The sequence below is a fragment of the Pseudomonas viridiflava genome (assembly GCF_900602065.1).
GTDB lineage: Bacteria > Pseudomonadota > Gammaproteobacteria > Pseudomonadales > Pseudomonadaceae > Aquipseudomonas.
Map to the genome: position 1 here is coordinate 116,742 of NZ_UWFN01000265.1, position 25,720 is coordinate 142,461.

Below are 25,720 nucleotides of genomic sequence, written 5' to 3' on the forward strand. Positions count from 1 at the left end.
TGAATGATCGTAACCGTCCGGCCAAGTCACTTAGATGAGTGGTCAAAGCATTGGGCATCACACGCAGGTAAATGCCCGGAATAATTATCCGATTGTGGGTATGGTGGTGTGCAGTGCTTTCACTCAAGGATGATCCATGGCCACACACACTTCCGCCAATGCACAGAAGCATTTGGCAGTTCTGATCGATGCTGATAATGCACCGGCAGCAATCGTTGAAGGTCTGTTCGAAGAGATCGCTAAATACGGCGTTGCCAGCGTCAAGCGCATCTATGGCGACTGGACTGGCCCACAGCTTGGCGGTTGGAAGAAAGTCCTGCTCGATCACTCCATCCAGCCGATCCAGCAGTTCGCCTACACCAAAGGGAAGAACGCGACCGACAGCTCACTCATCATTGATGCAATGGATCTATTGTACACCCGACGCTTCGACGGCTTCTGCTTAGTGTCCAGTGACAGCGACTTCACCCGCCTCGCCTCTCGCCTGCGTGAAGAGGGACTGACGGTATATGGGTTCGGTGAACAGAAAACACCGAAGCCGTTCGTGGCTGCCTGCGACAAGTTCGTTTACATCGAATTGCTACATGAGGATGCACCTCCTCTCCCCACAAGTGAGATATCCGAGACATCCGCTACCAGCAGCAGCGAGTCCAGCGTAGCCACGCAGACTGAGCAGCTTAAAAAGCCCAAAGCCCCTGTGGGATTCATCGCGAAAATCCTCGACGACATAGCTGACGAGGATGGATGGGCACACCTAGGCGCGCTAGGCGCGAATATCACGAAGCTGCGGCCAGATTTCGATCCCAGGACTCATGGCTACAAAAAACTGAGCGACCTTATCAAAGGCTACCCGCACGCCTTCGAGCTTCAGGCACGTAATGCTTCCGGTGGCAGCGCTGTGATGTACGCACGGCACAAACAGCAGAGCAAATAATGAGTCCGTCTAAATAACCAGGCTTGGTCATCGCCAAGGCACCTTGCGATTACATCGAAGCGCTGGATGTGGATCAGAAGATATTCCGAGGCGTGGACAACAGTGCACTGCTGGTGCCTAACCTAGCCCAATCTGCGTAGATAGCTCCATCAAGCTGAATGATCATCTCAGTGCCGCTAGAGCATTGAACCCAGGCATACCGTGATACGCTTTCACGTAACTAGAATGTCCCTTCCAGCGTATCCAGCTTATCCACGCTCAAAGGGACTGGCTCAATCAGGAACGTGTTCATGTCGCTTAAAAATGCATTTGCTGCTGTTCTTAAAGCGATGCGGGCCAGCAAGGGATTGACTCAGAGAAATCTGGCAGAAGTCAGCAGCCGTACCTACGTATCCAAATTGGAGCGAGCCCAGTCGAGCCCCACGCTAGAGATGATTACCGCTCTCAGCGGCCCACTCAGTGTAAATCCACTTACTCTTGTGGCGATCACTCTGTGCACCGGGTCGAGGGAGTCAGTCAGCGCCTTGCTGCGACGTACACAAGAAGAGCTGGCGAAGCTAAATCATGAGGGTGTTCTCAACAATCTACTAATTCCGCCGGGGGATGAGTTACGGGTGCCACGCTCTCCTGCTAAGCCCTCAAGTCGTCGCTCAGTAACTAAGTCCCAGCAGGTCGAATTTTGCTTTACTGAATAAATGATGACTTGGCCGGACGCATACCTCTCAGCGTACTAAATTCATGAATAACTATATCGGTTAGCCACTTATCAAATGCAAGGGGTGGGATGTTGGTATTCTACTATAGTCGCTTAGTTTCTTTGAGACTAAGATTAGCTGAGCTGATGCGTTTTGTGGTCTGTTACACGCAGCACCTTTTCAAACTCGCAAGTATAATTAATCAGCCTCATCTACCATGACATTTCTTGAATTTCCTCCCCGACCCGCAGTTGCATGGGTCATTACGAAGCTGCTTCCCTACTGCTTGAGCTTGGAGGGAATAACTTTCTGTACCTGGGTGATGAGCAGTTTTAACCAGTCGAGGCGTCAAGCAAGCCTCCCGCATCATGTACGCAGTGCTTTGTTCCTTTGCACCGGCTCCAGCTCCAGCTCGACGCAGTACTTCATATACCTCCATAATTCGAGCTTGGCTATCCAAAACAGGCACGCATTCTTTGCTGAACAAGGTGCTGGTAAACAAATCGTCTCCATGCAGTGCCAGGTCTGGGCCATATACATTAATATGCGCCCTGAGCCTGCTCACAATGCGCTCACATGCACTCAAGCAGTCATCGCGGATATTATTGGGGTCGCCATCCTTGTCGAGCGTGGCATAACAAATCTGCAGGCACCTTGCAGCACGCATCAAGTCTACGTGCGAGGGATCAAGCGTCTCAATTATCTCTGCCAGCGACAAAGCAGCCCGAGCACGAAACTCCTCGTGCGCCATAGCGCGCTCAAAAAGATCGAGTGTTTCGCCTAAAGCACGCCCAGGAATCTTTTCCATCTGAATGAAGTAAGCGAGGGTATACACCGCCTGCGGATAGTCTTGCGCAGCTGCTTCATTCAACCACCGGATTGCCTCAGCGGCATCCTGAGGTAACCCCATACCTTCCTGATAAAATACAAATAAGTTGAACTGCCCCTGAGGATCTCCGGCCTCCGCAGCACGAAGCGTGTAAGAAGCAGCAGCTGCGAGGTCAATTTCACAGCCCAAACCTTTGGCCCAAATCGCTCCAAGCTGCGCAAATGCCGTGGGGTGTCCTTGCTCAGCGGCTTGCTCGAACAACTCACGAGAGTAAGCTACATCCTTGTTAAATATTCCCCCACCCTCAAAGCATCTTTGCGCAACGTAAATCAGCGCATCTGGATGCCTATATTGCGCAGCGTCGTAGATAAAACGCTCGCCATCATGAAGCTGCTTGGACTCAACATTTATATGTGTGGCAAGATAAAGACCATACTGGTAGAGACAGTTAGGGTGACGCACAGCTGCGCCTTGCTTGAACCAAAACATCGCCTGATCGATGTCGGATCGAGAGTCATGTGAATAACCGTCCAAACGCACGAATGCACTGTCTATATTGTGCTGATCAGCGCGTTCCTTGAAATACACACCAGCCTGGTTAATGGACTCGACATCACCATCTAACATTGCACGAGCGCACATCTCTTTGAGAGAGTCCGACTCGTCCACAGTGACCACATATGTAGGGACACTTTCATGGCGCACGACATACAAATACTCAACCAGCCCCCTTGCAGCGATTAATGCATCGACGACGAGGTTGGCGAAATTTAACTCGATGAAATCAAACCGCTCAGGATGAGAAGCTTTGTTGCCGCTTGATTGCAGTGTTCGGAGATGCCTTTTGGCGGAAGGTTTGATCAGGCCTCGAGCGTCCAGGCTCTTGATTTTGTCATCAAGGGAATAATTAGCTAAATCGGGATCCAGACAATTGCAAAAGGCGGCTGCCAAGCCACGTAAGAAAGACAAAGCCAGGACGGGCGTGTGCGTACTGAATGCCTTGGCATCTTTATAAAGGCGTCCAACCTCAGAAGAGGCATTAATCGCGAGTTGTAAATCGTCCATGATGAATCCGGTAGAGGTTCGAGGCAGGGCTTGAGATGTACCTTGGCGAAGGTCAGATCTTCACAGGGGTTGTCAAAATATTCGGATCTAGCACGATCAAGATCGGATAGGTCACCCCATATTGCCGTTCGTTGCCAGCGACAGCTTGATAACCAGCTTCAATTGAAGCGTCGACAATATCTTCGATGCATTGGCGAGTGATCATCTGACACAGATTCCAAGCGCGCTGGCCGGCAACAGTGTCGCGGTGATGAATAGCGAGATCTGCCATCTTGGCCATCATCTCATCTCCGGGCCTAGGTGCATACTTCATGATATCGCCTGTCCTCCAGCCAGTTTTCCAGTGTTGCTTAAACTCGCATTGGATATTGCCCATGCCCGGACGGCGGCCTACAACGAGTTGACGTAGATGCTCCGACTCCCGGGGTGTGCAGGTCACATCTGGATCAGTGATATCAAGCACATGAGCCCCAGGCACAACAGTTGCCTGATACAAGTTAGCGTTAGTACCGTGCACCTGACCGCTGTCTAAAGCGAACTTACGACTCGTAGTGAAAAATAGGCCTTTGTGGAGCGGAGTGGTGCCCTTCAGAGCACCGCGTCCAGTCAATGTCCACTGGGCGATAAGAGATTGCGTGCCGTGTAGCCAGTCTGTATAGATGTCCATAGTTACTCCTTGTGGTCTCCTTTCATCCAGGCCCCGGTTTCTGACGCCGGGGCTTGGTGCACCTGATGCGATTTTTATCTCAACTCTGCGCCTGATCAGCGGGAACCGCTTTCCCCGCAGTTAGCGCAGCAAAATGCTCAATTAGTTCTGGTTCTGCACCGGCCCATTTCATGGCCTCGGACATATCGTTAAGAGCACGCTGACAGCTGTCAGTTTTGCTGAGGGACTTTTCCTGCTTACTTCGACGGTTTGTGCAACGGATCAGAGATACTCGTCGTGTCAGCCCTTTTAGTGGTCGAAACCTGGCTCAATAGAATCTAGCCCTCCCAACTTGAACTCACGCTCCAGGTTCAAACGCACTAGCTGGCAGCGGTCGTAGTCACCAACCCCTGTAACATGCACGTTATCAGGGCACAATTTCTCGACCAGCTCTGCCCCTATATCTAAGCGCCCGGTCCTGATTAAATGCGCAGCGGCTATTAATACTCCGATTTGGCTTTCGCTGTTTTTCAGCCCCATTTAAGTCTTCCTTCCCTTCTGTTCGTCATTCGCAAAGGCGCAAAAAATTGCGCTTCTCCTACGTCCTCGGCCCCAGTGCTGCATCAATCTCAGCTTAACCGTTCACTTACCTGCCGACCAGCGACGGGCGTCCGAGTCAAAGCAGTAACAACCCATTCCTCGTTGACAAACACAACAGGCTTCCTGGAACCTGGTAATGCAAAAGTCTGAAGTCAGGATCTGAAGGCTTAGACGCAAGTAATTGCGTGGATCCATCCCCCAAAGCTCGCAAAGCTACCGGAAGCGCGAGCGGCCAACGTCCAGTTGGCGGTTGCACACTAATCATTCAATCACCCAATGGGAATCCTCCCATTGGGCTGGGTTCCCCTATCGAGAACCCTCTATGAAAAACTTCACCTTGCTCATCACCCCGAAAATCGGGGAAGCCCGCGGCGTTCCTCGTATTTGGCTTGAAGGTCAAAAACTGCTGAGTGCCGGTATCGAAATAGGGTCTTGCTTTTCCCTGTCACGCGGGGACGGACGAACCAAACTTGAACTGGTGCCCACACCAGCTGCAGTAGAAAACAATGCGGGGATAATCAGAGTCTCTAAACGTGTTCGCAATGGCATAACAACACCTCTTATTGAGATACGCACAGCACTTCTGCGAAGTCTATTTAAGACTGCGGAAAAGGTTCGGGTCGTCATCCGCCTGGGTAGGATCCTAATCACAGCCCTGGATAAAGATACGCGGAAAGACGAACGCCTAGCGCGGCTGAAGCAGAAGCTCAATGCCCAGGAACCACTGGCTGTATGCAGCCTGTATCACGGTGGTGGCGTGCTGGACCGTGCGATTCACGCTGGCTTGGCACGATCAGACATCGACACCTATGTTCGAATTGGCATTGAGCTCGAGGAGCAGTACCTGGATGCCAGTCTGCGTAACAACAGGATGCTGTGGCGAGACAACTCGGTCGCTATTTGTGCCGATGTCCGGGACGTCCAGCGTGGGGAAAACACTCCGCAATGCGATCTCGTTATTGCAGGCATTCCTTGCACAGGAGCGTCTCGCGCCGGCAAAGCGAAGAACAAGCTTTCCGCAGCCGAACAACATCCTGCGGCTGGCTCATTATTCGTGGACTTCCTGGACTTTGTCCGTCACACAAACCCCGCAATGGCGATCGTAGAAAACGTTCCTGATTACCTGACCAGCACCTCCATGGAAATGATTCGGTCTGTACTGACCTCACTGGGTTACCAGCTATTTGAGTGCATTCTTGATGGGAACGTATTTGGAGCTTTCGAAAATCGCTCCAGAATGGTTTTGGTGGCCTACACGGAGGGCGCATTTGACTCACTGACACTGCATCAAATTTTGCCGCTTCGCACCAAGGAACGCTCTCTGAGAGACCTGATGGAATCTGTCCCAGATAATGACGAGAGGTGGAAGTGCTATGACTACCTGGAACAGAAGGAAGAACGCGATATCGCCAGCGGTAAAGGATTTCGTCGGCAATTTCTCACAGCTGATGCAGCTTCGTGTGGCTGCATCGGACGGGGCTACGCAAAGGCCAGATCAACTGAGCCATTTATCCGGCACCCGCACAATCCATCATTGAGCAGGCTACTAACGGTGATCGAGCATGCAATGGCGAAAACCATACCAATTGAAATCATTAGAGGTGTATCAAACACAATTGCCCACGAGATACTGGGTCAGTCGGTCATCTTCACTGCCTTCGAGGCTATAGCGGCGACTATAGGACGTTTGCTGAGACACAATCACATGCAGGCAAATATGATAGCGGCCTGAACTTAGCGGGTGATGCAATTGACAAGCCCCGACACTTATTCAAGTGTCGGGGCTTATTTATCGGAAGACGCGTTAATGAACCCGGGGCGCGCCACCCTCGGCACTCTCCTCGTTCAATCTCCACTTGCAGCGCCATCGTCAGTCTCACGCAGGCACTCAGATAGCGGCTATGCAGATACGCCGCAGTAGTGTTGCAGGGTTTGAGCTTCGTTCTGAAGACACATTACAGGGATAACCGAAGCTCCTGCGAAGTGAAGATAACGTGTGCGATGACGACCTTGGGTGTAACCGACCCAGCGCACCAGGCGCTCACGCTTGCGACTGAAGACTTTCATGAAAGGTACTCGAAACTGCACCTGCATTTCGTTGAAAGAAACAAAAGGCATCTCAACATGCCGCTCTGTTGGTCCAGGGGGGGCGAGGAACGTTGCCAATTCCTGTCGCTTCACCTCAGACCAATCTTCTGCAGGTGGAACCACATAATTGGAGTGCAAGTGCTGATCGGAAAATTGGATAAGCTTATGGATATCGACAAGAACAACCACATGGTTTTCGTAGCCAGCGCGACGACGCAGCCTCACCTGTTGATAGCCAGGATGCGCGTCTGAAAGCATTACGTCGTACAGATTGGTGTTGGAAAGCATTATTGATTACTCCTTTTCGACGCTTGGGGCTTCTTCCCCTACTGCCCCAACGTTCGACGGCTGGGCCTGGGGTGTACCTGGACAACTTTTCCGCTTTAGCTCGACTGGGCACCTGCTGGCAGAACGCTTTTGGCTTTGCCGTAACCGGCGCTTTCCATTCTATTAGGACTCATGGGGCCGAGTCTCGCCCGAGGCGAGAAATTCGCTTAACACCAGATCCAGATGCGGCGCGAGCTTTAATACATCAGAGTCAATGGTCTGGGTGGAATTGGCTTCATATGGATATCGAGTTCCGACAAATAAGCTCGCACACGACATGATCCATTTCTCCAGCGGAAAGCCGGGACAAAGCCGATCGGAAATTTCTCTAAACTGGGTGGCTAGATCCATCGGCATGGCTCTGTATAGCTCAAGCAGATCATGTCGATTTCCAGGCAAGCGTATAGACAATCGTAGGTGGCCATCAGGATCGTATTCAGTCCTTGGATGGCGCGGGTCAGCCTCAACAAGAAATGATTTAAGGTACAACTCCGACGCCAGTGCTGAGTTCATCGCCGCAGGCCAATATAGGGCTGTATCACCATTCAAGCCATGCTGTTCAAGCAGCAGCGAAGCTCTCAAATATGCTCGTGCTTCCTCGATTACCCTAGCGCTAGGCAGGGACTCGTAATCCATTCTTTTTTCCTTCTTACTTCCCCGTGTAGGGATAATGCTTTTTCCCCTGCTCTCTCGCAGCCTTGATCAAATCAGCCGTTGCCGTCTTCTGAGCTTCAATATTGTTTTCTTTCGCAAAAATTGCCGAGTAATGCAACGTGTAGGTTGGCATTCTTGCCTTCTCAATCTCACCCCGCTTGTATTGAGCCAGTATCTTTGCGGCAAGGTCAGTACCCTCGTTGTCTGCACATTGCTGGATTTTCGCCAGAGAGGCTGCCTCATATTGTCCAGATACCGTGGCGGTAATGTTCAATTTGCCCATACACCCCAAAGCAATCAGCTCCTGCGATGCAATCAGGTCTTCATGAATGCCCTGATTGTCGTGAAGGATTGTCACCAGCTTGGGTTCGGGCTGTGCGACTTCGGCCGCAACCGCGCTGTGTGCAATAGCTAATAATGCCAACGCTATTGTAAAAATCCGGCTCATCGCATTTTCCTATGGACGGCCGCGCATTAGCGGACCCACAGTTTTGAAGTTGAAAACTACCGGCTCACCAAACATGCTGATCCATCTCACCTAGCTCCGAATGAATGCCGGAAAGCAGCAAGAATAGGCTGTCCATGACCTCACTGAGATGTCGAACATTGATGTGGTGTAGGTCCGGCAGCGATAACTGGCCCTTTTTGTCCTCGGGGTACCGAAAGGCGAACGACTGCGGATCAATCTCGGCTAGTTGATGTAGGAATTGCTCCATCGCAGGCACCTCCTGATCGCATGCATGTGGAGTCAGCTCATTGACTAGCGTCCGCAGTTCTGCCCACATGGGCATCAGGCTATGGCTGTGGTCTTCTTTGGCAGGAGAGTTTGCCAGCTGTCTAGCCAACGGCAGAATCAGCTTTATTTGAAGCTCTAATCCTTGGCGGTAGAGGAATACTAATGGATAAATAACGCTGTCGAGACTGGTTCTGCGCTCCGACAATGCATACAAGATTGCATCTGCCGCGTCTTTATACCCAGCCGCGTAAATATCCATGGGATAAGGCGCCCAGCCAAGCATGGCATTGTTCTGCCAGTCGTCACCTCGAACAAACAACTTTTGACCTGCAAATTCTGATGGGAGTTTGGAACGTTCACCAAGGTTGTCGTCCAGCAAATCGTCGGAAGTGCTCATTTTCGTTCCCTCGTTTTCTCGGACGCGAAAATCGCGTCTCCCTTCACTGGTTTAGCCCTAGTTTGTAGGCCAAGGTTTGGGTTGCATCTGAGCGACATTTCCTTCAACTCACAGGGCGCGATTCACCACTTTTTATTACGGAGCTGAAGACGCTCAAAATCTTTCGCGAGGGTAATCAGACCAGAGCGGCACCTGCTAAACCTTGCCGTTTCGCGTGGGAATCCAATCGATTCAAGAAACTCGGGGCTAAATGAACTGAGCAATTGGCGACTTACATGGTTAGTGTAGTCAGACTCGAATCTGCGTTTCACAATAACCGCTGACTGAGCTTCCCGAATGGCGTCCGCCATGACCTCGTGCCGATGCACTTTCCCTTTGGATTCAGCTCCAGATCTGTATGCAAAATCTCTCAAAACCTGGGTCACTTCACATACAGCTTCGTAGTCAGCCTTCCGCTTGTGTGACCGGTAGAGGTAAAAAACTATCGCCCCAGAAATGACTAGGATTAGAGGCCCAAAATTGTTCATACAAGTCTTTCCTACTGGTTCACATTGTCCGCAGCGGCACGAGCCAAATAGGCACGGGTACACAACTGCGCCTCGGCCTGCTCATAGAGGGCGCTGGCCAGGGCCTCCCCCGCCGCCGCCTTGAGGGGTGTGTAGTACCCCCGTTGGTTGGTCGCGCCGGTATACGCCCTCTTTAACGCCCTCGACCAGTTATCAGGATTGAGCGCATGCACCGCCTCACGGTATGCATTGAAATGCTCCAAGTCTCGACCACTCAGCGTCAGCTCAATCTTTAGCGACTCGGTCAGAGGGGTCGGCACGGGCGCCGGGATGGGCTCTTTGCCAGGTCGGTGCATGTGGTTGGTTCCTTATTCATAGCTAGCTAGTAGGTCGTCGTATGCTTCGATCATGCAGTGAGCCTCTTGCCACTTGTTGTGCATTGAAAGCAGCGCCTCTAGAACGTGAGCTCCCGTTCTCATGGCTTTCCCAATACCCCAAAGAAGGTAATCCAGGGTTACCACGGTATTACCAACCTCAAAGGCGTAGGTGTTATTGATTGGCGCATGATTCGGAAATTTCTGGTTAGCACGGTAAACAGCGTCAGCTAGTAGGGGACTCTTATGCATCAGCGAAAAATGCTGATGAGCTTTATTCTGTTTAGAAAGATCATCTAAAGCATGCTTCATGACGGCAAGCTCGCTCCTTAGAGCTTCCATCTCAGCGTCTGCGGGCTTTTCTACCGGCGTTGCGGGGCAAAGCGCGCGAAGGAGAAGATCAAGCATTGGTTTGTAAGACGTGGGATCGGTGAAGTCAGCGTAAAATTTCCCTTTCAGAAAACCTGGCAGCGCCACTTTTTGCACCAACAATGGCAGAACAACCACTCTGCGCTCTTCGATCTCTCGGCTTGACGCGATCTCCAGTTCCCTCTGCACCCAAACACTACCAATGGAGTGCTCACTTAGAACCGCTGCCACAAAATCTACTTCATCAAGACCTTCACGAATTTTCCCTATGAGGGAGTCACCGATGTTTATTTCGGCTTCATCAATCCAAACAGAATGACCTGCTTGGCGAAGATCGCTCGCGAGACGCCTTGTAAAAGGTTTGTCCGCATGGTTATGACTTAGGAACACCTTACTCATCGGCTAACTTCCATCAAATTTTTCCTCGAACATTTCGTCAGTTGCTGTACTGATCTGCCGGTACTCCATCCACGGTCAGTGTTAGGAGTACAGGCCAGCTGGAACCGTTCTTGATATCCCATACATAGAAGTGCCTGCCAGGGCCACCCATGATCTGCGAATTATCCTCGACCTGACGTCGCGTATGCTCGTCCGGTGCGCTCACCTCGACGGCATATCGCGGCTGGCCAGTATCTAGGTCGTACGGTCCTGCTTGTCGGCGAAACCGAGAACCAGGAGACAAGGTGATTTTGTGCTCGTTTTTTTCGTTGTTCACGGTCCTTTCCTACGCCCGATCTAACGGCGCTCGGTGTATCCAGAGCGGATCGCTAATCCAAAGTTTTTAGTTTGCTCTGACCGCAGAAGAGCGGCTCGAAGTGGTGTTGGGTCTCTGCTCCCATAACGAACCCGCAGTCGAGCTCGACTCTAGCCCCATTCGTAATTCGGACGCCGTCATCTAGAACGAACTGCACACGGTCTGTGGTGATTTCCTGGCCAATGTCTGTCCGAACAGTCATCGACTTATCAAGAATCAATGCCGGATAGCCAATCTTCGCGGGGAGCTTGATTTGCTTTAAAGGGTCATCAGCAGCCAGCGTGAAAACTCGCCCTGTGAATTGCGTGGGATTAGGTCCAGATTGTATTGGCGGTGCCTCGGCAGCCGAGACCGCAGACGAAAGAAGTAACGTAGCGAGCAATAATGATTTCATCTTATTTTCCTACTTACTTAGACTCAGATCTTAGTTCTGCCCAAAAGACTATCTCACGCAAGTCGGGGACCTTGGCTGCGCTCAACAACTCGGCGGATTTTAGGCCGCTTAAGTAACCGTGACACATTCCGAGCGCCAGTAATCGCTCACGCTCGGTAGCATTGCTTCTATGAATCTGCTGGAGCATGTCGCTAAACTCCTCAATCATCGCTTCAGTAGGTAGTAAGGCGTTCAAGCGCACTATGTCTTCTTCAAGCGTGAATGGAGCTGATAGTTTCTTTGGCATGGCAGATTTCCTTGAAGGCCCGGCGAGCCGGGCAATGGGATCTAGTCTTGAACAACATGGCCGTCTTCATCGACGGTTAACTGGAGACTCGTTTTGGTGTGATAGAAAAAAAACAAGCTAGACCAACAATCAGAATCGCGAGTACGGTCACAAACGCATGGACCGGCGAGGCAAACCAATAGATTGGCGCGCCATTGCTACGCCAATCGGAAATGGGTAACTCCTTAGTCATAAAGGCACCTTGGCAGGCCTGAATCGCTTTGTTGAACTCTTCTGCTCCAAGTTCTCTCATCTTCTGCATAAGGTCGCCCTTTGGGCATGCGGTAAGCGATGGCACGCTGTAGCTGTACTCGCTTACGTACCCGTCGAATGGAAAATGAAGCAGAAGTACCAGGATCAACATAGTGAGTGTCGCCAGCAGGACTAGCCTGTGGGTATTGGTTTTCCAGATTGCAGAATCCTTTTGCATGACCATTTTTTCTAGATCCATGTCTGTGTCAGCCGAATGTGAATTCCTGGGCTCGGCGGACCGATTAGTCAATTTCATGCACATTCTGCGGTGCAGGATGATTCAGCGGAACAGTAGCAATTACTGGGCTATCGTCTCTCTTATCCGTGATGATTCCCGTTCCTGGCTGAGTCATCAGGGCCGAAAGTCCCCTGATTCTACTGACACAGCCCGCGACAAGGGCGGGCTGGTGTGCAGCGTTTTTTCCTATGTTGAAGCTTAAGTCTGTTTTGGAACTGCGACAGTTCGACTTTCGCTCCGACACTCATACAGATAAATCGGAGAGTTACGCATCGATGCGAAGCGTCTTTTGCCTTCTTGGTCTTTACGCGCAGCGGCAACACACGCGTCAAGTGTTTCGAAAGGCTTGATATAGCCGCTTTCTGATGTATGGCAGTTGTTGATGCAAGCGGTGATCATTAAGAAAAACAGCTCCATGGCTGATGCTCCCTAGATTTGGTTGTGTTTTCCTTAAACTTCGGGACATTAGCCCTTATAGCCTTGCGGCCTGCCATCTTCATTTAGGTGAAGCCGGTCGCCGCACTCTGGCTCCGGGCAATGAAAGTAGCCCCATTCGTCTAAAACAACATCGGCAGGTACTGGGCAACCACAAGATGGGCATCCGTTCTCAGACTGGGCACCGAGCTGCACCGCCAAGGTATTGGCCATCTTCAACGCATTGTTGAGCTTTAGTTTTTTGTCTGCGGTGACTTCGATTCCCCGCGCTCCAACAAAATCTACCCAACCCTCATGCACAATGCCGTCGAGAGTGCGCTTAACCTTAAATCCTGGTTCACCCGATGCATGTAAAGCAGCATCAATTGCAACTGGGTCTGTGCTATCGGCGAGAAACACCTTTTGGCCTTCGACAACGGAAATCCTGCAACCGGCTGCAACCAAGCCTTCGGCGGCTGCGATGGTGATACGTTGCTCAATGGTTCTGCGGGCTACTAAGTCCATGATCGTTTTCCTACGCACTAGGAGACAAAAATATATTCCTGATTTCGGTGGGTAGCGAAGCGTGCTTTCCGAAGATCAATGGGTCGTATTCGAGGCCGCAAATTTCGTAAATTCGTTGGTAGGTCATGGTGCATGCCCAGTCGAAGTCACTTATTTTGTGGGCGGCAAGCCGCGTATTATGCTGCTTGACATACCCGACGAACTCTTCAGCAGGCTCCATAATTCGGGCAGCCAAAAACTGATAGTCACCATCACCTATATGTGCGCAATCATTACGTACTTTATTCAGTTTACGGCACGCATCTATCGACCAGTCTTCTGGTAGGCCTAGATCCGAAACCACGACTGCAAGGCGTGCCCCAAATTGCTTGCGACTAGGTTTCAGCGAACGAGATTTAATCTGCTTGCACAATGCGCTTTCGAGGGCAAGGTGGCCGGATACAATCTTTGTTACCACTTCACTGTAGATTTTCGGAATACCCATGCCCAAAGTGCCAATATGAATCCGTCCATCTGTAGACATGTTGTTCTCTTTTCCTACCATTCCAAATGGTGTTCCAGCCCCCCTACCAAAGGTAGGGGAACAGGAACTCGATTGAGTGCCGCGAAAGGTTCAGGGATACCGGCTTGCGTCCGTCGAGGCTGATCAAGCCCTCTTTTGCCATCTGGCTCAACAGGCCCCGGGTGGTGCGTTCCCCAACGCCAAGGCTGGCCTGCAGCTCGGCACGTGGCTGGTCGCCCATATGGAGCAAGGTTTTGTAAACGTCCCTGGCCTCGATCCGGAGCTCTGGCAGTGCATTGCCCTTGCCGTCTGAAAGCGCGCCACGACTGCGCATCTCGAAGTACACATCGATCCGCTCGCCTAGCTTCTCCGGATCAAGCTGAGCGCTGAAGTACTGAACCTGGTCCAGCGCGGTTTCGGTGAAGTACTGGGTCCAGCGCATCAGACCGCTATCCGACAAAATGCCGCGACCGTCCTGGTCGCCTTTTCGAGGGTGGTCGGCTGCCTTGAGCATGTCGTAATACGCGTCGGTGTTTCGGGCGAAGCCACGGCTCATCGACCACAGCCCATAGCCGCCAAAACCGGCGGCCTTTATGTACTGGTCAGTGAACAGGCGCCCTGTGCGGCCGTTTCCGTCCATGAAGGGGTGGATCCACATCAGCCTGTGGTGCGCTGCAGCGGCCGCGAGGAAGCGCGACAGCCCGTGAATTCGATCCAGTCGGTAAACGCGCTCGAATTGGCCAAGGTGGGCGTGCATCTGCTCAGCGGTCGGGGCGATGTGTTGGCCAACCTTGACGCCGTACTCGCGGAATACGCCGGGAAGCATGCGGATAACGTCGCCTTGTTCGTTAATTTGGATATCGAGCATCTCCTCCGGCACACCGACGTAGAATTCGCGTTGTAGACGCGAGATGGTGTCCCGAGTGCAGACATCGACTGGGTTGATCGGGTCGTCGGTGAGGCGGCGCTGCGCTTCAATGTGGCGCTTGATCTCCAAGAAGTCCTCGCTGGCTTTGACCTCCTGAGGCGCGTCTGCAACCTGTTCGGCGCGCAGAATGTCAGCCGGTACCGTAGAGTTACCCTCGATCTTATTGCTGTAGTACGAGTTCACTACGCGCAATAGGTTGGTCATCGGCACGCGCAGCGGGCGCGGGATCTTGCCGTGGAGTTCCGCATCAAGGCGCATGACCTTAACGATCTGGTCCTGCAACTCCTCGGGAGCCTTGTCTTGGGGAATATACGGGGTGAATGACATTTGCCGTTTACCTACCTTACGCTATGCCTTATTAATAAAGGCCCATATCAATTTTTAGGTGATTATTTTGCCGGCTCGCTTGCCGGTAGTATACCACTGACTTCTCAAACACTAGGAACAATTAGCGGACTAAAGGGCGACCTCAAAAGCCCGCCTGATGACGTCTTGATCTACGTTCAAATAGGGCTTGCTATGGTCAAGACAGGCGTGCCCGAGGATCGTCTGTACTGTCTCTACATCCCCGGTCGCGGACAAGACTTTTGCAGCTAGAGAGCGTCTGCCACTGTGAGACGAACCCTGTTTGATACCGGCCTGCCGGTAGAGCCTGCTGATCGTCTGTTGCAGCGAATCGCAGGCCCGACACACCTCAGGCCCACTATCCAGCTGGCGATGTTTGAACGCGAGTTCAAAGGCTTGGCCCTTGTGTGTGGTGACCAGCTTTGAACCTGGCCGCAGGCCTCGGTATTCGTCGGTGCCGGAAAGGCCCCAGCAGCGCTGCAAGCGAACTGCGATCCAGCCATCCAGGGCGACAAGGCATCGTGGATGAGTCAGATACACATTGCGCGGACGACAGCCCTTGGTGATGTCTGCGCGTAAATACACCTCAGGCTTGATGGCTCCGCTGGGATATAGCACGTCTGCGACCTCCAGTAAGGCCAGCTCGGTTACGCGAATGCCAGTGGTGTGTGTGAGCCACAAAAGCATAACGTCGCGCTCCGGTAGACGGCCAGTCACGGATGCGACGCGGATCAGGTGCTTGAATTGTCCAGGTCGAAGGGAAGTTGCGCGGCGGATGGGTGCTGTCATGGGGCTCTCTGTCAGGATTGATGACGAATCGCGAATGATCCTGAGAGAGTGGGCAAGGGGCCTCCTGAATAGCTTACAGGCCCGCGTGCCGGGGTGTTCACGGAAAATGCTATACCGCACCTGGTGGCTGGTGACGCTCAGCGCGGCAAAACACGCTATCCATCACCAGTTCGAAGGGAAGCAACAATGCTACGCGCGCTTTTTAATAACGTCTCCAGGTCCAATAAGCAATTGCGTAGCCACCGAACAACAGGGCTGCCGTTCCACCCCACTGCATGTAGGCATTAGCCCACCATTCGACGTTCTGTTGCTCCATCGGTAAACCCGGGAAGTAAAATGGCTTAGCTCCCCAGTATTGCATTGCCGGCCACATGCCACTCCAGAGCGTGGACAGGGCCAGGGGTAACAGCGCCCGTAACCCAAGTAACCCATCAGTCAGTTCGTTCCACACCGCGTAACCTACAAGCCCTACAGAGAGAACGATGCTGAACAGCAGTCGGCCTCCGGCGGAAACGTCGACGCCGATCAGATCAGAAAAGGCCTTAGCCAGCACGTAGCCGACCAAAGCAATGCCGACGGCAAACGTCAGTAACTCGGCAACACGATTTTTGTTTTGATCCATTGAGAAACTCCTGCAGATGAAAAGTAAATTTCATCCTAAACACAACGGCAGGCGCGAGCCACTCAAAACCTTGCAGTCTTTTTCATGTGGTCAGCCGGCTCTTACGCAGAGTATTCAGAGCGGCCTGATGAGCGTCAAATCAGGCCTTGCGATAAACTAAGGACATCTCAACAGGAGCTATACATGTCTAAATTGGCTGAGTTCCTTGAACTCGCTGCACGTAGTGCCAAGGCGCGCTGCATGTATTCAATCGCCTTCTCCAAATTCGCAACGGCATAATCGGGACAAGGTGTTGAGCTTGGCTTCTCAGGATCGTTGAGCCATGACCGAACCGTTCGCACACCGCAAGGCCGCGCAGTGACAGCTGCAATTAGTTCAGCGCTTTTTGCCTGGGTGATCCCATATGTTTCCAGTAGATGTAGATAACGTGTGCGGTTGTCCACGCATCCCTCGCTTGCTCAGTAATAGGCAATATTGCCTAAGCAAAAGAATAGGCAATATTGCCTATCCAATCAATCCTACAATCCGCCTCAGCAGGCAGGGCTCCTCATTGTCGATAATCCTCAGACCTCAAAGCCCGGTTCTATAACCCAAGTTTTGCCCTTGCTGACCACAGCCACTGGTCTTTCGCGAAGAGCGTAGATCGAATGCTTGATAGTAAGTTTTCCCGCTAGGTAGTGGTACGCAACGCTAATGACGTAACGCATAAGCTTTCAAGACTCAGTAGTTTCAGCTACTGGATGAGCCGCTTGCCGACATGCAGCTCGTACCTGATCCATCAGTTTGAATATTTCGGCGGCTGGATCCGCTTCACTGGCTGTCGCTGCGTCCAGGATTATCTTGAGATCATTCAATTGATGCGCTGTCAGGTTTACCGAGAAGCGGGGCTCAGTAATAAGCCGGGCATTCTTCCCATCATCAACCGAGGCGTTTTTTCCCGAGTCGAGAGCAAGAAAGTGCTCAATCAGTTCTTTGTCAGCATTGGTCCATTTCAAGGCGTCAGACATGTCATTGAAAGCGCGCTGGCGTCTGTCAGACTTGCTAACTTGGACTTCGCGATTTTCAACTATAAGCGTCCATGCTTTGTCCGTTTCGGATATCAGCGTGGCTACTGAAATGTTGCCGCTTTTGGAAGCAATAAGCATCTTTCCACCTCTACGATTTCTGAAACGCCATTTGTCGACGAAAGAATCTTGCCTTCATCAGCCCTGAACCGTCTCTACCAAACCCTCAGCCCGTCAATAAGGGTTTCCCACTGACGGCCTCAGCCACCCAAGCAATGCTCTCCCCTCACCGAATGAGGATACGGGCATGTCAAGTTCCGACTGCACATCCGCTGTAACAGATGACATTGAAATTCTCTGCCACATGGGTTCGAGCACGCGCTTGATCTCGCCCGAAATACAGAAGTGGGCTGAAACACTAGCCGTACAGGTACGGTTAAAGACGACAGGGCAAGCAATCGCGCTGGTTTGGCCTTATCGCCAGCACAACACGGAATATCTTTCCGTAGACATTAATGGGGCGACTGGATCTGTGTCTCTCACGTTCATGACTGGCGTTGCGCACGACTTCGGTACCGATGATGTGGAGGTGCCGGACATGACAGAGGCTCTGGTGATGACAGCGGTTCTTCTCAAAGAAATTAAGGCTGAAGTCACGTTTTACGTGTGATCCAAGCTATTACCAGGAACAAACCCCATGGCAACCCTTGAATGCATTGATCGTAGTGGACCAGTGCTTATTGACCCCTGTCAGTACGACCTGGATAGCTGGGTGATACTCAAACCGGTGCCTGGAGTACAACCTATCGAGCTTTCAGGACAGGAAGCCAAAACTTTTTACCAATGGGTGGGAAAGTTCTGGCGAACCGAGTTTCAAAAAGATCTCCAAGGCATAGCAACGCATGTGACACATGGTGACCTACTGACAACATGGATTCCGCTCGTGACATTGCGTGAAGACATGTGCTGCAGGAGCACTCCCCGCGAAGACAACGATTTGTGTGAGCTCCTGGATAAGTTGCGATTGTTAACCCGAGAGTGGCGGGCTGCGGGCGTCGACACTGTCTGTATTTCTGGTTGCAAGGATGCCCCTATCATCCAGCTGGAAGGCGGTCATGAACAACAATTTTGAGATCGCCCTGACTGCCCGCTGGGACTGGATGACTAAGCGCTGCTTGGAGAAGATCGGCGGCTTTAATCGTGAAACCTTACAGGCTGAGCAATCAGCATATGCCTGGGTCGATCTGCTGGCCGCACATGAAGCTACTGATTGCCCGGGGCATTACGGTCTAAACCCACCGATTTTGTTCAGAGATGCGCCTGAACTTGAGGAACGTTACACCCGGACGTATGCGCATTATCAAAAAGAGAAAAACGAGAATCTGAAGAACCAGGAGCTTGAGAGCAAGCTTGAGGCCAAAAGAACGCACGCTCGAGATTGCATCCTACGAGGCGCCTGGGAGGACCTGGACCTGCCTACTCCGGAGAGGCTTGCAGCCGACCTTCTAATTGGTGAGGTGGTAAGGATTGACGGTCACCGTCTCGACTACGACGAACTAGACGGACTGACTTGGATTACCAATCCATATGGCGTTGATTGTGGGTTGTGTGAGATCCCAACGGTCCCTGCGTGTAAGAGCTTTTTGACACGTATCGCTATGGGCGGCATGTATGGTCCAGAACCGTAGAGTTCGAGACTGGCACATTGATCTCTAAACCTCGGCAGTGCCGATATCGTTTAAGCATTGCTGCGTAGCTTCGTGTAGCGGAAAACACATCCCATGACCTTCTCATGGGCGATGCAATGCTAACCTTTTTTCGACGCAGAACTAACAGCGGCTCTTCACCTGCCTCAGACATTGAAGGCTTCATACGGCCTGAGTCATCTGGCGCCCTTCTCGGCACGCCCAGGCGGCGAAATCTTCTTGAAAATATCTGGCAACGAACCTCTCTATCCCGCAAGCAGTTTGGTGCTCTCTACTTAACGCCTTTGGAGCGATACGCAACATTGGTGCAGCACCTGCCGGCATCGGAAAACCATCACCATGCCTACCCTGGGGGGATGCTCGATCACGGGCTGGAGATCGTAGCCTATGCACTCAAGATTCGTCAGACATACCTGCTGCCGATCGGGGCCCCTCCGGAGTCGCAGGCTGCCCAGGCAGAAGCCTGGTCAGCCGCGGCTGCCTATGGGGCGTTGATGCACGACTTGGGGAAAATTGCAGTGGACGTCGCCGTTGAACAGCAGGACGGCAAAACGTGGCACCCCTGGTATGGCCCGCTAACACAGCCATATCGATTCCGTTACGTGAAAGGCCGGGATTATCGACTCCACGGGGCGGCATCTTCATTGATCTACGCCCAAGTACTCCCTACCGAGGCTATGGACTGGCTCAGTGCATTTCCAGAACTGTGGGCACAGCTGCTGTTTACCCTCGCAGGCCAATACGAGCACGCAGGAATCCTTGGCGAGATAGTGACCCAGGCTGACCAAGCATCAGTTGCCCAAGAGTTAGGCGGAAACCCTGACCGGGCATTGACCGCACCAAAGCAGTCCTTGCAACGCCAGTTGGTGGATGGTTTGAGGATGCTGGTGAAAGAAAAATTCAAACTGAATCAGCCGGATGGTCCGTCAGATGGATGGCTGACTCAGGAAGCACTTTGGCTCGTGAGCAAACCTGCAGTAGACCAGCTCAGAGCAGCTTTACTGGCTCAGGGAATAGAGCACATTCCTAACTCAAATGCTCCTATGTTCAACATGCTTCAGGATCAGGCAATCATTCAGACTAATGCCCAGGACAAGGCCATCTGGAAAGCGGCCATCGACAATGGTCGCGGTTGGAAAAACACATTCACAGTCCTGAAGATTTCTCCAGCCCTGATCTGGCCCCAGGCTGACGAACGACCGGCAATCTACAGCGGTACCTTGACAGTGGAACTAGCAGGAACGGCTCAAGACGACATGGAGTTGGAACAGACAAATAACGCCCCCCAAAGCATGCCAGCAACAACTAGTACTGGCTCATCGCTACCAAAACAAACTACCGACACTCACAATACTCTGCCAACTACTTCACAAAACACGCAGAGCGACCCCGATCACATGGATGATTTGCTTTCACTTTTTGATGACCTTCCCCAAGGCGCACTCCCCCCCCAAGCTCCTGCAGAACAAACGCCTGCAATCGAGCCTACAGTGGACATGCCAAAGATCAGACAGCCCGAGCCGCTCAGAAAACAAACCGACGATATGATAGATCGACCGGTTTCTATGATTGCAGGAGATTATGGTTCGGCATTTCTGGGCTGGCTTAGGGAGGGTGTCATCTCCCACAAAATAGTGATCAACGACGCTAAAGCGCGGGTTCACACGGTTGACGGGACGGCGTTCCTGGTCAGTCCCGACATTTTCAAACGCTATGCATTGGAGCATCCAGACACTCAGGCTGCAGCGAAAGAGAAGGAGCTGGAGCCGTGGCAATTGGTTCAGCGTGCATTTGAGAAACTCAAATTGCACCGCAAGACCAGTACACAACTCAACATTTTCACTTGCGAGGTAAAAGGCCCAAGGAAAAGCAAGGAGCTCAGAGGTTACCTACTGAAGGATCCAACAGCAGTTTTCAATGAAGTTCCTTATGACAACGCAATTCTAAAGCTCGTAGCTGCCGACGATAAGGACGCAGCTAAATGATCACAGTTCTGGACCTGACGAACGAATACGTCGGAGCTCATAATCTTCGTCCTGACTCGGTGAAAATTTATCATGCTGCGACCAGATCGTTCATACGTCACTTCGGCAACTGCCAAGCGAACGACGTCGATACAAGGCAAATTCTAGTTTGGCGAAAAGAACGCCTGGACGGAGGGCTAGCGAAACGCAGCTGGAACACCTACTCAAGCCATTTGAGGACTGTTTTCGGATTTGGGATACAGCACGACCTGTTGAACCTTAAGAAAAACCCATTCAGCAAAACAAGCGTGATCCCCCCCAAGAAACCGAAGAAGACCGTAGTCAGTGATGCGATAAGTCGGGCGAGAAGCTGGCTGTTGACACTCGTCGATGAAGAACAGAAAACAACCAGGCGTGCGAAAGTTACACCTGCTTGGTTTTGGCTCACCGTTTTCGAGATGTTCTATCACACGGGTGTACGTCTGAATGCTTTGCTCTGCATCCAGGTTGCGGATGTAAACCTCAAAACGCGCTTGATCCGTATCCAAGGTGACCTGGAGAAAACCCATCGCGAGTTCATGATCCCAATCCCAGACGACCTCATGCCCTTCATCATGACGTTGATTGAATCAGCTCAGGCACTTCGCTTCGGTAAAACGGATCAGCTTTTCAACGTCAATCGATTCTCGGTCTTCTATCGACGCAAGTACATGAACTTGGATCAGGTCGAGGCAATGTACAAAAAGCTAACGAAGGAAACAGGGGTAAGGATGACCCCGCACCGCTTCAGACACACAATTGCCAGCGACTTGATGAAACAGCCTCAGCGGAATATTCATGTCACAAAGACCCTCTTGAACCACTCCAACATGGCCACAACGATGGAGTACATAGAGCCTGATTATGATTTTATGCGAATTGTGCTCAACGAGAGGAGCCGCCCTCCTACCCAGCTAACCCATCGGGCCAGGGTCGACCTGGGTGCAGTGCTTCATCGTTTGTCAGATCACACGACAGCACTAATAGAGTCAGCACAAGAGCGGCCCATCGTACAGAAGATAGACCCAACACTCTCAACTGACACTACCACCATGTATGTTATCGACTCGCCGAAACCAGCTTCTCCTGCAGCCCCACGAGTAGTAGATGATCAAATCGAGGATGCGCTGGTCATTCGAGCCGAGAAGATCTATCAGGCTGAAACGTACCTGCAACAGGAGGCCATAAGCTCTGAAGAACTGGATAGCCTGCTTTCACACTTGGCCGACTGGCTCAAGCAACGTAGAGGACACCCATCCGCGGCTCCTGCCTTGACCAACGATCGCAAAATTACCGATCAGCTCAATGAATTGGCTCAACTATCAAACCAACCAATGAGTTGGAACAATCGGTAAAACTCACGGCGGAGACGAGATTCTTCAGACTTTGAGAGAGGGACGTGTTGCGAAGGATCGCATTTCTGAAGCTGATGTACGGCTGCAGATAGCGAGCTGATACTGATCATTTGGGTGTTTTGAGGCTTCAGAGGGCGTGTAAGGCGCTTGGCTGGAAACAAGTTCCAATTTGACACACAGCAAGGCAAGGCTATGTTTAGCGGCAGACAGCTGCTTGTATGAGCTCCTGAAAACCCAGAAACAAAGCTATTCCTTTAGCTAGGCTCCCCTTTCCAGGCAAAAAAAAACCTGAAAATCCTCACTTTCGTGGGCCTTCCAGGTTTTCAAACTGCAAAAAATGGTGGGTCGTGTGGGATTCGAACCTACGACCAATTGGTTAAAAGCCAACTGCTCTACCAACTGAGCTAACGACCCTCTGTTGCGTGGCGCGTATATTACTGATTTATATGAGTAATTCAACACCTAATTTCAATTATTTTAAAAATATCGTGTCGGGTCACTGATTCCGGCGGCTGCGAAGCCTTCTGCACGCAGGCGGCAGCTGTCGCATTTACGGCATGCACGGCCTTGATCATCGGCTTGATAGCAAGAAACCGTCAGGCCGTAATCAACGCCCAGACGTACGCCAGCCTTGACGATATCGGCTTTGCTCAGATTCTGCAGCGGGGCCTGAATGGTGAAACCCTGCCCTTCTACACCGGCCTTGGTGGCGAGGTTGGCCATGCGCTCAAACGATTCGATGAACTCAGGTCGGCAGTCCGGATAGCCGGAGTAATCCACCGCGTTGACGCCGATGAAAATATCGCGCGCGCCGAGCACTTCTGCCCAGCCCAGCGCGAGGGACAGAAACACGGTATTGCGCGCAGGCACGTAAGTGACCGGAATACCTTCACCGGGAGTTTCAGGAACAGCGATGGAGTCATCGGTCAGCGCCGAGCCACCGATACCGTTAAGATTCAGACCTATGACCTTGTGTTCGGCCACACCCAGATCGCGAGCGACGCGCACTGCTGCGTCCAGCTCGGCCCGATGACGCTGGCCGTAATCGAAACTCATGGTGTAGCAGGTGTAGCCCTGCTCACGCGCCATCGCGACCACGGTGGCCGAATCCAGTCCGCCGGACAGGAGAATTACCGCTCTTTTTTCAGTCATGGTTGCTTCACTCATCTCAGCGCCCCGGCTCATCGTTCCAGAGAAATTTATGCAGCTGCATTTGCAGGCGTACAGGCAGGTTGTCGGCAACGATCCAGTCCGCGAGATCGCGGGCGTTCAGCTGGTGATGGCTAGGGGAAAACAACACCTCACCGGCGCGACGCTCCAGACCGTACTGAATGAGCTTGGAGACAGCCCAGTCGTAGTCTTCGCGTGAGCAGAGCACAAACTTGACCTGATCGTTAGGCGTCAAGAGCTCGATATTCTCGTAGCGGTTGCGAGTGACCTCCATGGAACCTGGCGTTTTCAGGTCCACGACACGGCTGACGCGCGGATCAACTGCCGAAATATCCAGCGCACCGCTGGTCTCCAGCGACACCTCATAACCCGCATCACAAAGGCGCTTGAGCAACGGGATGGCATTGGGCTGAGCCAGCGGCTCACCGCCAGTCACGCAGACATAGCGCGGGCGATAATCAGCCACTTGGCCGAGAATGTCGTCCAGAGTCTGAATCGTGCCGCCAGTGAACGCGTAGGCGCTGTCGCAGTATTGGCAACGGAGCGGGCAACCCGTCAGCCGAACAAAAACAGTGGGCAAGCCAGCTGTGCGAGTCTCACCCTGCAACGAGTAAAAGACTTCGGTGATGCGTAACGTTTCTTGCATATGGGCCACGGGCGTAACAGCTAAACAGGCCGTCCGCCTCCGTCAGGCACTTCAAAGCACCCTGCAATCGCAGAATCCAGAGAAGCGTATTTAAAAAGTACCGAAAATTCGGGTGCCGAATTCTAACGAAAAAAGCCGCGACAAGCGCGGCTTTCTTGAATTTCGGGTCAGAATCTTAAAGGCGCTGCAGGTCGCGTTGTGCCAACTGAGCAGCAGAGGTACCCGGATACTGAGCTACAACCTGCTGCAAAATGCCTTTCACCTTGTCGGTATTACCGAGGCGGCGCTCGACATCGGCAAGCTTGTACAGCGAATCAGGCACTTTGGCGTGCTTTGGGTAAAGCTGGCTGACCTTGGCGAACGCCTGACCGGCGCCTTGCAGATCACCTTTCGCCAGGTTCACCTCACCCAGCCAGTACTGAGCGTTGCCCGCGTACGTGCTGTTTGGGTATTTGCGAAGGAATGCGCCGAAAGCCTGGCTGGCTTTATCAAAATCCTTGGCCTTGATCAGGTCAAAGGCAGCTTCGTAGTAAAGCTTTTCCTTGGCTGGATCAGGTGGTTCAGTACCTGCAGACGGCGCTTGCGCGGCCGGTGCTGCTGGTGTCCCGCTGGCGTTGATATCACCACCAGCCGGTTGAGAATTATTGGAAGCCGCTGCGGCTGCGCCGCCTGCCCCTATGCGTGAATCCAGATCCTGATACCGCTCAAGCGCTTCTTGTTTCATGCGCTGGATATCGTTCTGCTGGACCTCGACCATACCGCGCAAACGCGCGATTTCGTCCTGCATCTGTTGCAACTGCATGAACAGCTGACCTTGTGCCGAGGGTTGGGCCGTAACCCCTCCCCCGGCATAGGCGCCAGACGTGCCATAACCAGCTGGCGGATAACTGCTGCTGCCAGAGCCAGAATTGTTATCGACCACAGGAACCGCACCCCACGCAGCAAGTGGAAGGGTGAGGGCCAAAACGGTTAGAGCACGTCGGCACGTTCGCATGTCAAATTACTTACGCAGTTCGACGCGACGGTTTTGAGCCCAAGACTGCTCGTCGTTGCCGGTAGCAACTGGACGCTCTTCGCCGTAGGAAACCAGTTCCAGCTGAGCTGGGGAAACACCTTGCAGAACCAGGTAGCGTTGAACGGCTTTCGCACGACGCTCGCCCAGTGCCATGTTGTACTCACGAGTACCACGTTCGTCGGTGTTGCCTTCCAGAACTACGCGAGCGCCGTTGGCTTTCAGGTCCTTGGCGTGTACGTCCAGAGCGCGCAGGGCTTCTGGTTTCAGGTCCGAACTGTCGTATTCGAAGTAGAAGGTGGTGATTGCGCGCAGAGCAGCTTCTTCGCTCAGGCTGCCATCAACGGCACCAGTGTTTGCGCCGTAACCAGCGTTAGGATCAACAGCGCCTTCGCCAGCGTTGTCGCCGCCTTTGGAAGAGCAACCTACAGCTACAGCCATGGCCAGAGCCAGCGCAGCAAATTTACCAAACTTCAGCATTTCCATCGTGAAACTCCTAATGAACCCCAGTGTGTT

The 25,720-nt window shown here is 52.4% G+C and carries 31 protein-coding genes and 1 tRNA gene; 8 read left to right on the forward strand and 24 right to left on the reverse strand.

Annotated features, from left to right (window positions below; all coding sequences use genetic code 11):
• Positions 1-136: 136 nt before the first annotated feature.
• Both EE949_RS15515 and EE949_RS15520 read left to right on the forward strand, forming a co-directional pair.
• A complete protein-coding gene (locus EE949_RS15515; RefSeq protein ID WP_122665086.1) occupies positions 137-934 on the forward strand; it encodes an NYN domain-containing protein in 798 nt (265 codons plus the stop codon).
• 290 nt (positions 935-1,224) lie between these two features.
• Entirely contained in the window at positions 1,225-1,629 is a 405-nt protein-coding gene (locus tag EE949_RS15520; protein WP_122665087.1) for a helix-turn-helix domain-containing protein, read from the forward strand.
• 208 nt (positions 1,630-1,837) lie between these two features.
• On the opposite strand, the gene EE949_RS15525 is transcribed toward EE949_RS15520, so the two are convergent.
• From EE949_RS15525 to EE949_RS15535, 3 genes are all read right to left on the reverse strand, one after another.
• Positions 1,838-3,523, reverse strand: a complete 1,686-nt coding sequence (locus tag EE949_RS15525) for an SEC-C metal-binding domain-containing protein (protein ID WP_122665088.1) — start codon at positions 3,521-3,523, stop codon at positions 1,838-1,840.
• A gap of 52 nt (positions 3,524-3,575) precedes the next feature.
• Entirely contained in the window at positions 3,576-4,190 is a 615-nt protein-coding gene (locus EE949_RS15530; protein ID WP_122665089.1) for a hypothetical protein, read from the reverse strand.
• A gap of 288 nt (positions 4,191-4,478) precedes the next feature.
• Entirely contained in the window at positions 4,479-4,709 is a 231-nt protein-coding gene (locus EE949_RS15535; RefSeq protein WP_122665090.1) for a hypothetical protein, read from the reverse strand.
• A gap of 382 nt (positions 4,710-5,091) precedes the next feature.
• Here EE949_RS15535 and EE949_RS15540 point away from each other — a divergent pair, with 382 nt between their 5' ends.
• A complete protein-coding gene (locus EE949_RS15540) occupies positions 5,092-6,501 on the forward strand; it encodes a DNA cytosine methyltransferase (protein ID WP_122665091.1) in 1,410 nt (469 codons plus the stop codon).
• A gap of 167 nt (positions 6,502-6,668) precedes the next feature.
• Here EE949_RS15540 and EE949_RS15545 read toward each other — a convergent pair whose 3' ends face one another.
• The 16 genes from EE949_RS15545 to EE949_RS29475 all read right to left on the reverse strand — a co-directional run bounded on the left by EE949_RS15545 (position 6,669) and on the right by EE949_RS29475 (position 17,453).
• Positions 6,669-7,145, reverse strand: a complete 477-nt coding sequence (locus tag EE949_RS15545) for a plasmid fertility inhibition factor family protein (protein ID WP_122665092.1) — start codon at positions 7,143-7,145, stop codon at positions 6,669-6,671.
• A 162-nt stretch (positions 7,146-7,307) separates the two neighbouring features.
• Positions 7,308-7,820, reverse strand: a complete 513-nt coding sequence (locus EE949_RS15550) for a hypothetical protein (protein ID WP_122665093.1) — start codon at positions 7,818-7,820, stop codon at positions 7,308-7,310.
• Positions 7,821-7,833: 13 nt separating this feature from the next.
• Positions 7,834-8,286 (reverse strand): hypothetical protein, encoded by a 453-nt coding sequence (locus tag EE949_RS15555; protein WP_122665094.1) that lies wholly within the window; start codon positions 8,284-8,286, stop codon positions 7,834-7,836.
• Between the two features lie 64 nt (positions 8,287-8,350).
• Positions 8,351-8,971 (reverse strand): hypothetical protein, encoded by a 621-nt coding sequence (locus tag EE949_RS15560; RefSeq protein ID WP_122665095.1) that lies wholly within the window; start codon positions 8,969-8,971, stop codon positions 8,351-8,353.
• A 538-nt stretch (positions 8,972-9,509) separates the two neighbouring features.
• Positions 9,510-9,833, reverse strand: a complete 324-nt coding sequence (locus EE949_RS15570; protein WP_122665097.1) for a hypothetical protein — start codon at positions 9,831-9,833, stop codon at positions 9,510-9,512.
• A 12-nt stretch (positions 9,834-9,845) separates the two neighbouring features.
• The gene (locus tag EE949_RS15575) at positions 9,846-10,619 is read right to left on the reverse strand and encodes a toll/interleukin-1 receptor domain-containing protein (RefSeq protein WP_122665098.1); all 774 of its coding nucleotides are present in this window, start codon (positions 10,617-10,619) and stop codon (positions 9,846-9,848) included.
• Positions 10,620-10,656: 37 nt separating this feature from the next.
• A complete protein-coding gene (locus EE949_RS15580) occupies positions 10,657-10,935 on the reverse strand; it encodes a hypothetical protein (protein WP_055004048.1) in 279 nt (92 codons plus the stop codon).
• A 52-nt stretch (positions 10,936-10,987) separates the two neighbouring features.
• Positions 10,988-11,368: a hypothetical protein gene (locus EE949_RS15585; RefSeq protein ID WP_122665099.1), complete on the reverse strand. Its 381-nt coding sequence runs from the start codon at positions 11,366-11,368 to the stop codon at positions 10,988-10,990.
• A gap of 13 nt (positions 11,369-11,381) precedes the next feature.
• Positions 11,382-11,654 carry a hypothetical protein gene (locus EE949_RS15590; RefSeq protein ID WP_122665100.1) on the reverse strand — a complete coding sequence of 91 codons (273 nt, stop codon included), beginning with the start codon at positions 11,652-11,654 and terminating at the stop codon, positions 11,382-11,384.
• Positions 11,655-11,730: 76 nt separating this feature from the next.
• Complete coding sequence (locus EE949_RS15595; RefSeq protein ID WP_122665101.1) at positions 11,731-12,144, reverse strand: hypothetical protein; 414 nt, start codon at positions 12,142-12,144, stop codon at positions 11,731-11,733.
• A 504-nt stretch (positions 12,145-12,648) separates the two neighbouring features.
• Positions 12,649-13,122 (reverse strand): hypothetical protein, encoded by a 474-nt coding sequence (locus EE949_RS15605; RefSeq protein ID WP_122665103.1) that lies wholly within the window; start codon positions 13,120-13,122, stop codon positions 12,649-12,651.
• 10 nt (positions 13,123-13,132) lie between these two features.
• Entirely contained in the window at positions 13,133-13,645 is a 513-nt protein-coding gene (locus EE949_RS15610) for a hypothetical protein (protein ID WP_162874450.1), read from the reverse strand.
• Positions 13,646-13,688: 43 nt separating this feature from the next.
• On the reverse strand, positions 13,689-14,879 hold the full coding sequence (locus EE949_RS15615; RefSeq protein WP_122665105.1) for a Fic family protein: 1,191 nt from the start codon (positions 14,877-14,879) through the stop codon (positions 13,689-13,691).
• A gap of 129 nt (positions 14,880-15,008) precedes the next feature.
• Positions 15,009-15,686: a site-specific integrase gene (locus EE949_RS15620; protein WP_122665106.1), complete on the reverse strand. Its 678-nt coding sequence runs from the start codon at positions 15,684-15,686 to the stop codon at positions 15,009-15,011.
• Positions 15,687-15,888: 202 nt separating this feature from the next.
• The gene (locus tag EE949_RS15625; RefSeq protein ID WP_240350592.1) at positions 15,889-16,308 is read right to left on the reverse strand and encodes a hypothetical protein; all 420 of its coding nucleotides are present in this window, start codon (positions 16,306-16,308) and stop codon (positions 15,889-15,891) included.
• A 713-nt stretch (positions 16,309-17,021) separates the two neighbouring features.
• Entirely contained in the window at positions 17,022-17,453 is a 432-nt protein-coding gene (locus EE949_RS29475; RefSeq protein WP_162874449.1) for a hypothetical protein, read from the reverse strand.
• A 166-nt stretch (positions 17,454-17,619) separates the two neighbouring features.
• Here EE949_RS29475 and EE949_RS15640 point away from each other — a divergent pair, with 166 nt between their 5' ends.
• The 5 genes from EE949_RS15640 (at position 17,620) to EE949_RS15660 (ending at position 22,376) form a co-directional block, all read left to right on the forward strand.
• Positions 17,620-17,982, forward strand: a complete 363-nt coding sequence (locus tag EE949_RS15640) for a hypothetical protein (protein ID WP_122665109.1) — start codon at positions 17,620-17,622, stop codon at positions 17,980-17,982.
• Positions 17,983-18,009: 27 nt separating this feature from the next.
• The gene (locus tag EE949_RS15645) at positions 18,010-18,444 is read left to right on the forward strand and encodes a hypothetical protein (protein ID WP_122665110.1); all 435 of its coding nucleotides are present in this window, start codon (positions 18,010-18,012) and stop codon (positions 18,442-18,444) included.
• Complete coding sequence (locus tag EE949_RS15650; protein ID WP_122665111.1) at positions 18,428-19,000, forward strand: hypothetical protein; 573 nt, start codon at positions 18,428-18,430, stop codon at positions 18,998-19,000. Before EE949_RS15645 ends, EE949_RS15650 begins: the two co-directional genes overlap by 17 nt.
• A gap of 104 nt (positions 19,001-19,104) precedes the next feature.
• Positions 19,105-21,003 (forward strand): MobH family relaxase, encoded by a 1,899-nt coding sequence (gene mobH / locus EE949_RS15655; RefSeq protein ID WP_122665112.1) that lies wholly within the window; start codon positions 19,105-19,107, stop codon positions 21,001-21,003.
• Positions 21,000-22,376: a site-specific integrase gene (locus EE949_RS15660; protein WP_122665113.1), complete on the forward strand. Its 1,377-nt coding sequence runs from the start codon at positions 21,000-21,002 to the stop codon at positions 22,374-22,376. The genes mobH and EE949_RS15660 overlap by 4 nt, the downstream gene beginning before the upstream one ends.
• Before the next feature lie 338 nt (positions 22,377-22,714).
• Here the strand turns inward: EE949_RS15660 and EE949_RS15665 are convergent.
• From EE949_RS15665 to pal, 5 genes are all read right to left on the reverse strand, one after another.
• Positions 22,715-22,790: transfer RNA gene (locus EE949_RS15665), tRNA-Lys, on the reverse strand.
• Between the two features lie 63 nt (positions 22,791-22,853).
• Positions 22,854-23,528 (reverse strand): 7-cyano-7-deazaguanine synthase QueC, encoded by a 675-nt coding sequence (queC, locus tag EE949_RS15670; protein ID WP_162874448.1) that lies wholly within the window; start codon positions 23,526-23,528, stop codon positions 22,854-22,856.
• A 16-nt stretch (positions 23,529-23,544) separates the two neighbouring features.
• Positions 23,545-24,192, reverse strand: coding sequence for a 7-carboxy-7-deazaguanine synthase QueE (gene queE, locus EE949_RS15675; protein WP_027899121.1), 648 nt, complete (start codon positions 24,190-24,192; stop codon positions 23,545-23,547).
• 175 nt (positions 24,193-24,367) lie between these two features.
• Positions 24,368-25,186, reverse strand: a complete 819-nt coding sequence (gene ybgF / locus EE949_RS15680; RefSeq protein WP_122665115.1) for a tol-pal system protein YbgF — start codon at positions 25,184-25,186, stop codon at positions 24,368-24,370.
• Positions 25,187-25,192: 6 nt separating this feature from the next.
• A complete protein-coding gene (pal, locus tag EE949_RS15685) occupies positions 25,193-25,690 on the reverse strand; it encodes a peptidoglycan-associated lipoprotein Pal (protein WP_087274349.1) in 498 nt (165 codons plus the stop codon).
• Between the last annotated feature and the right edge of the window lie 30 nt (positions 25,691-25,720).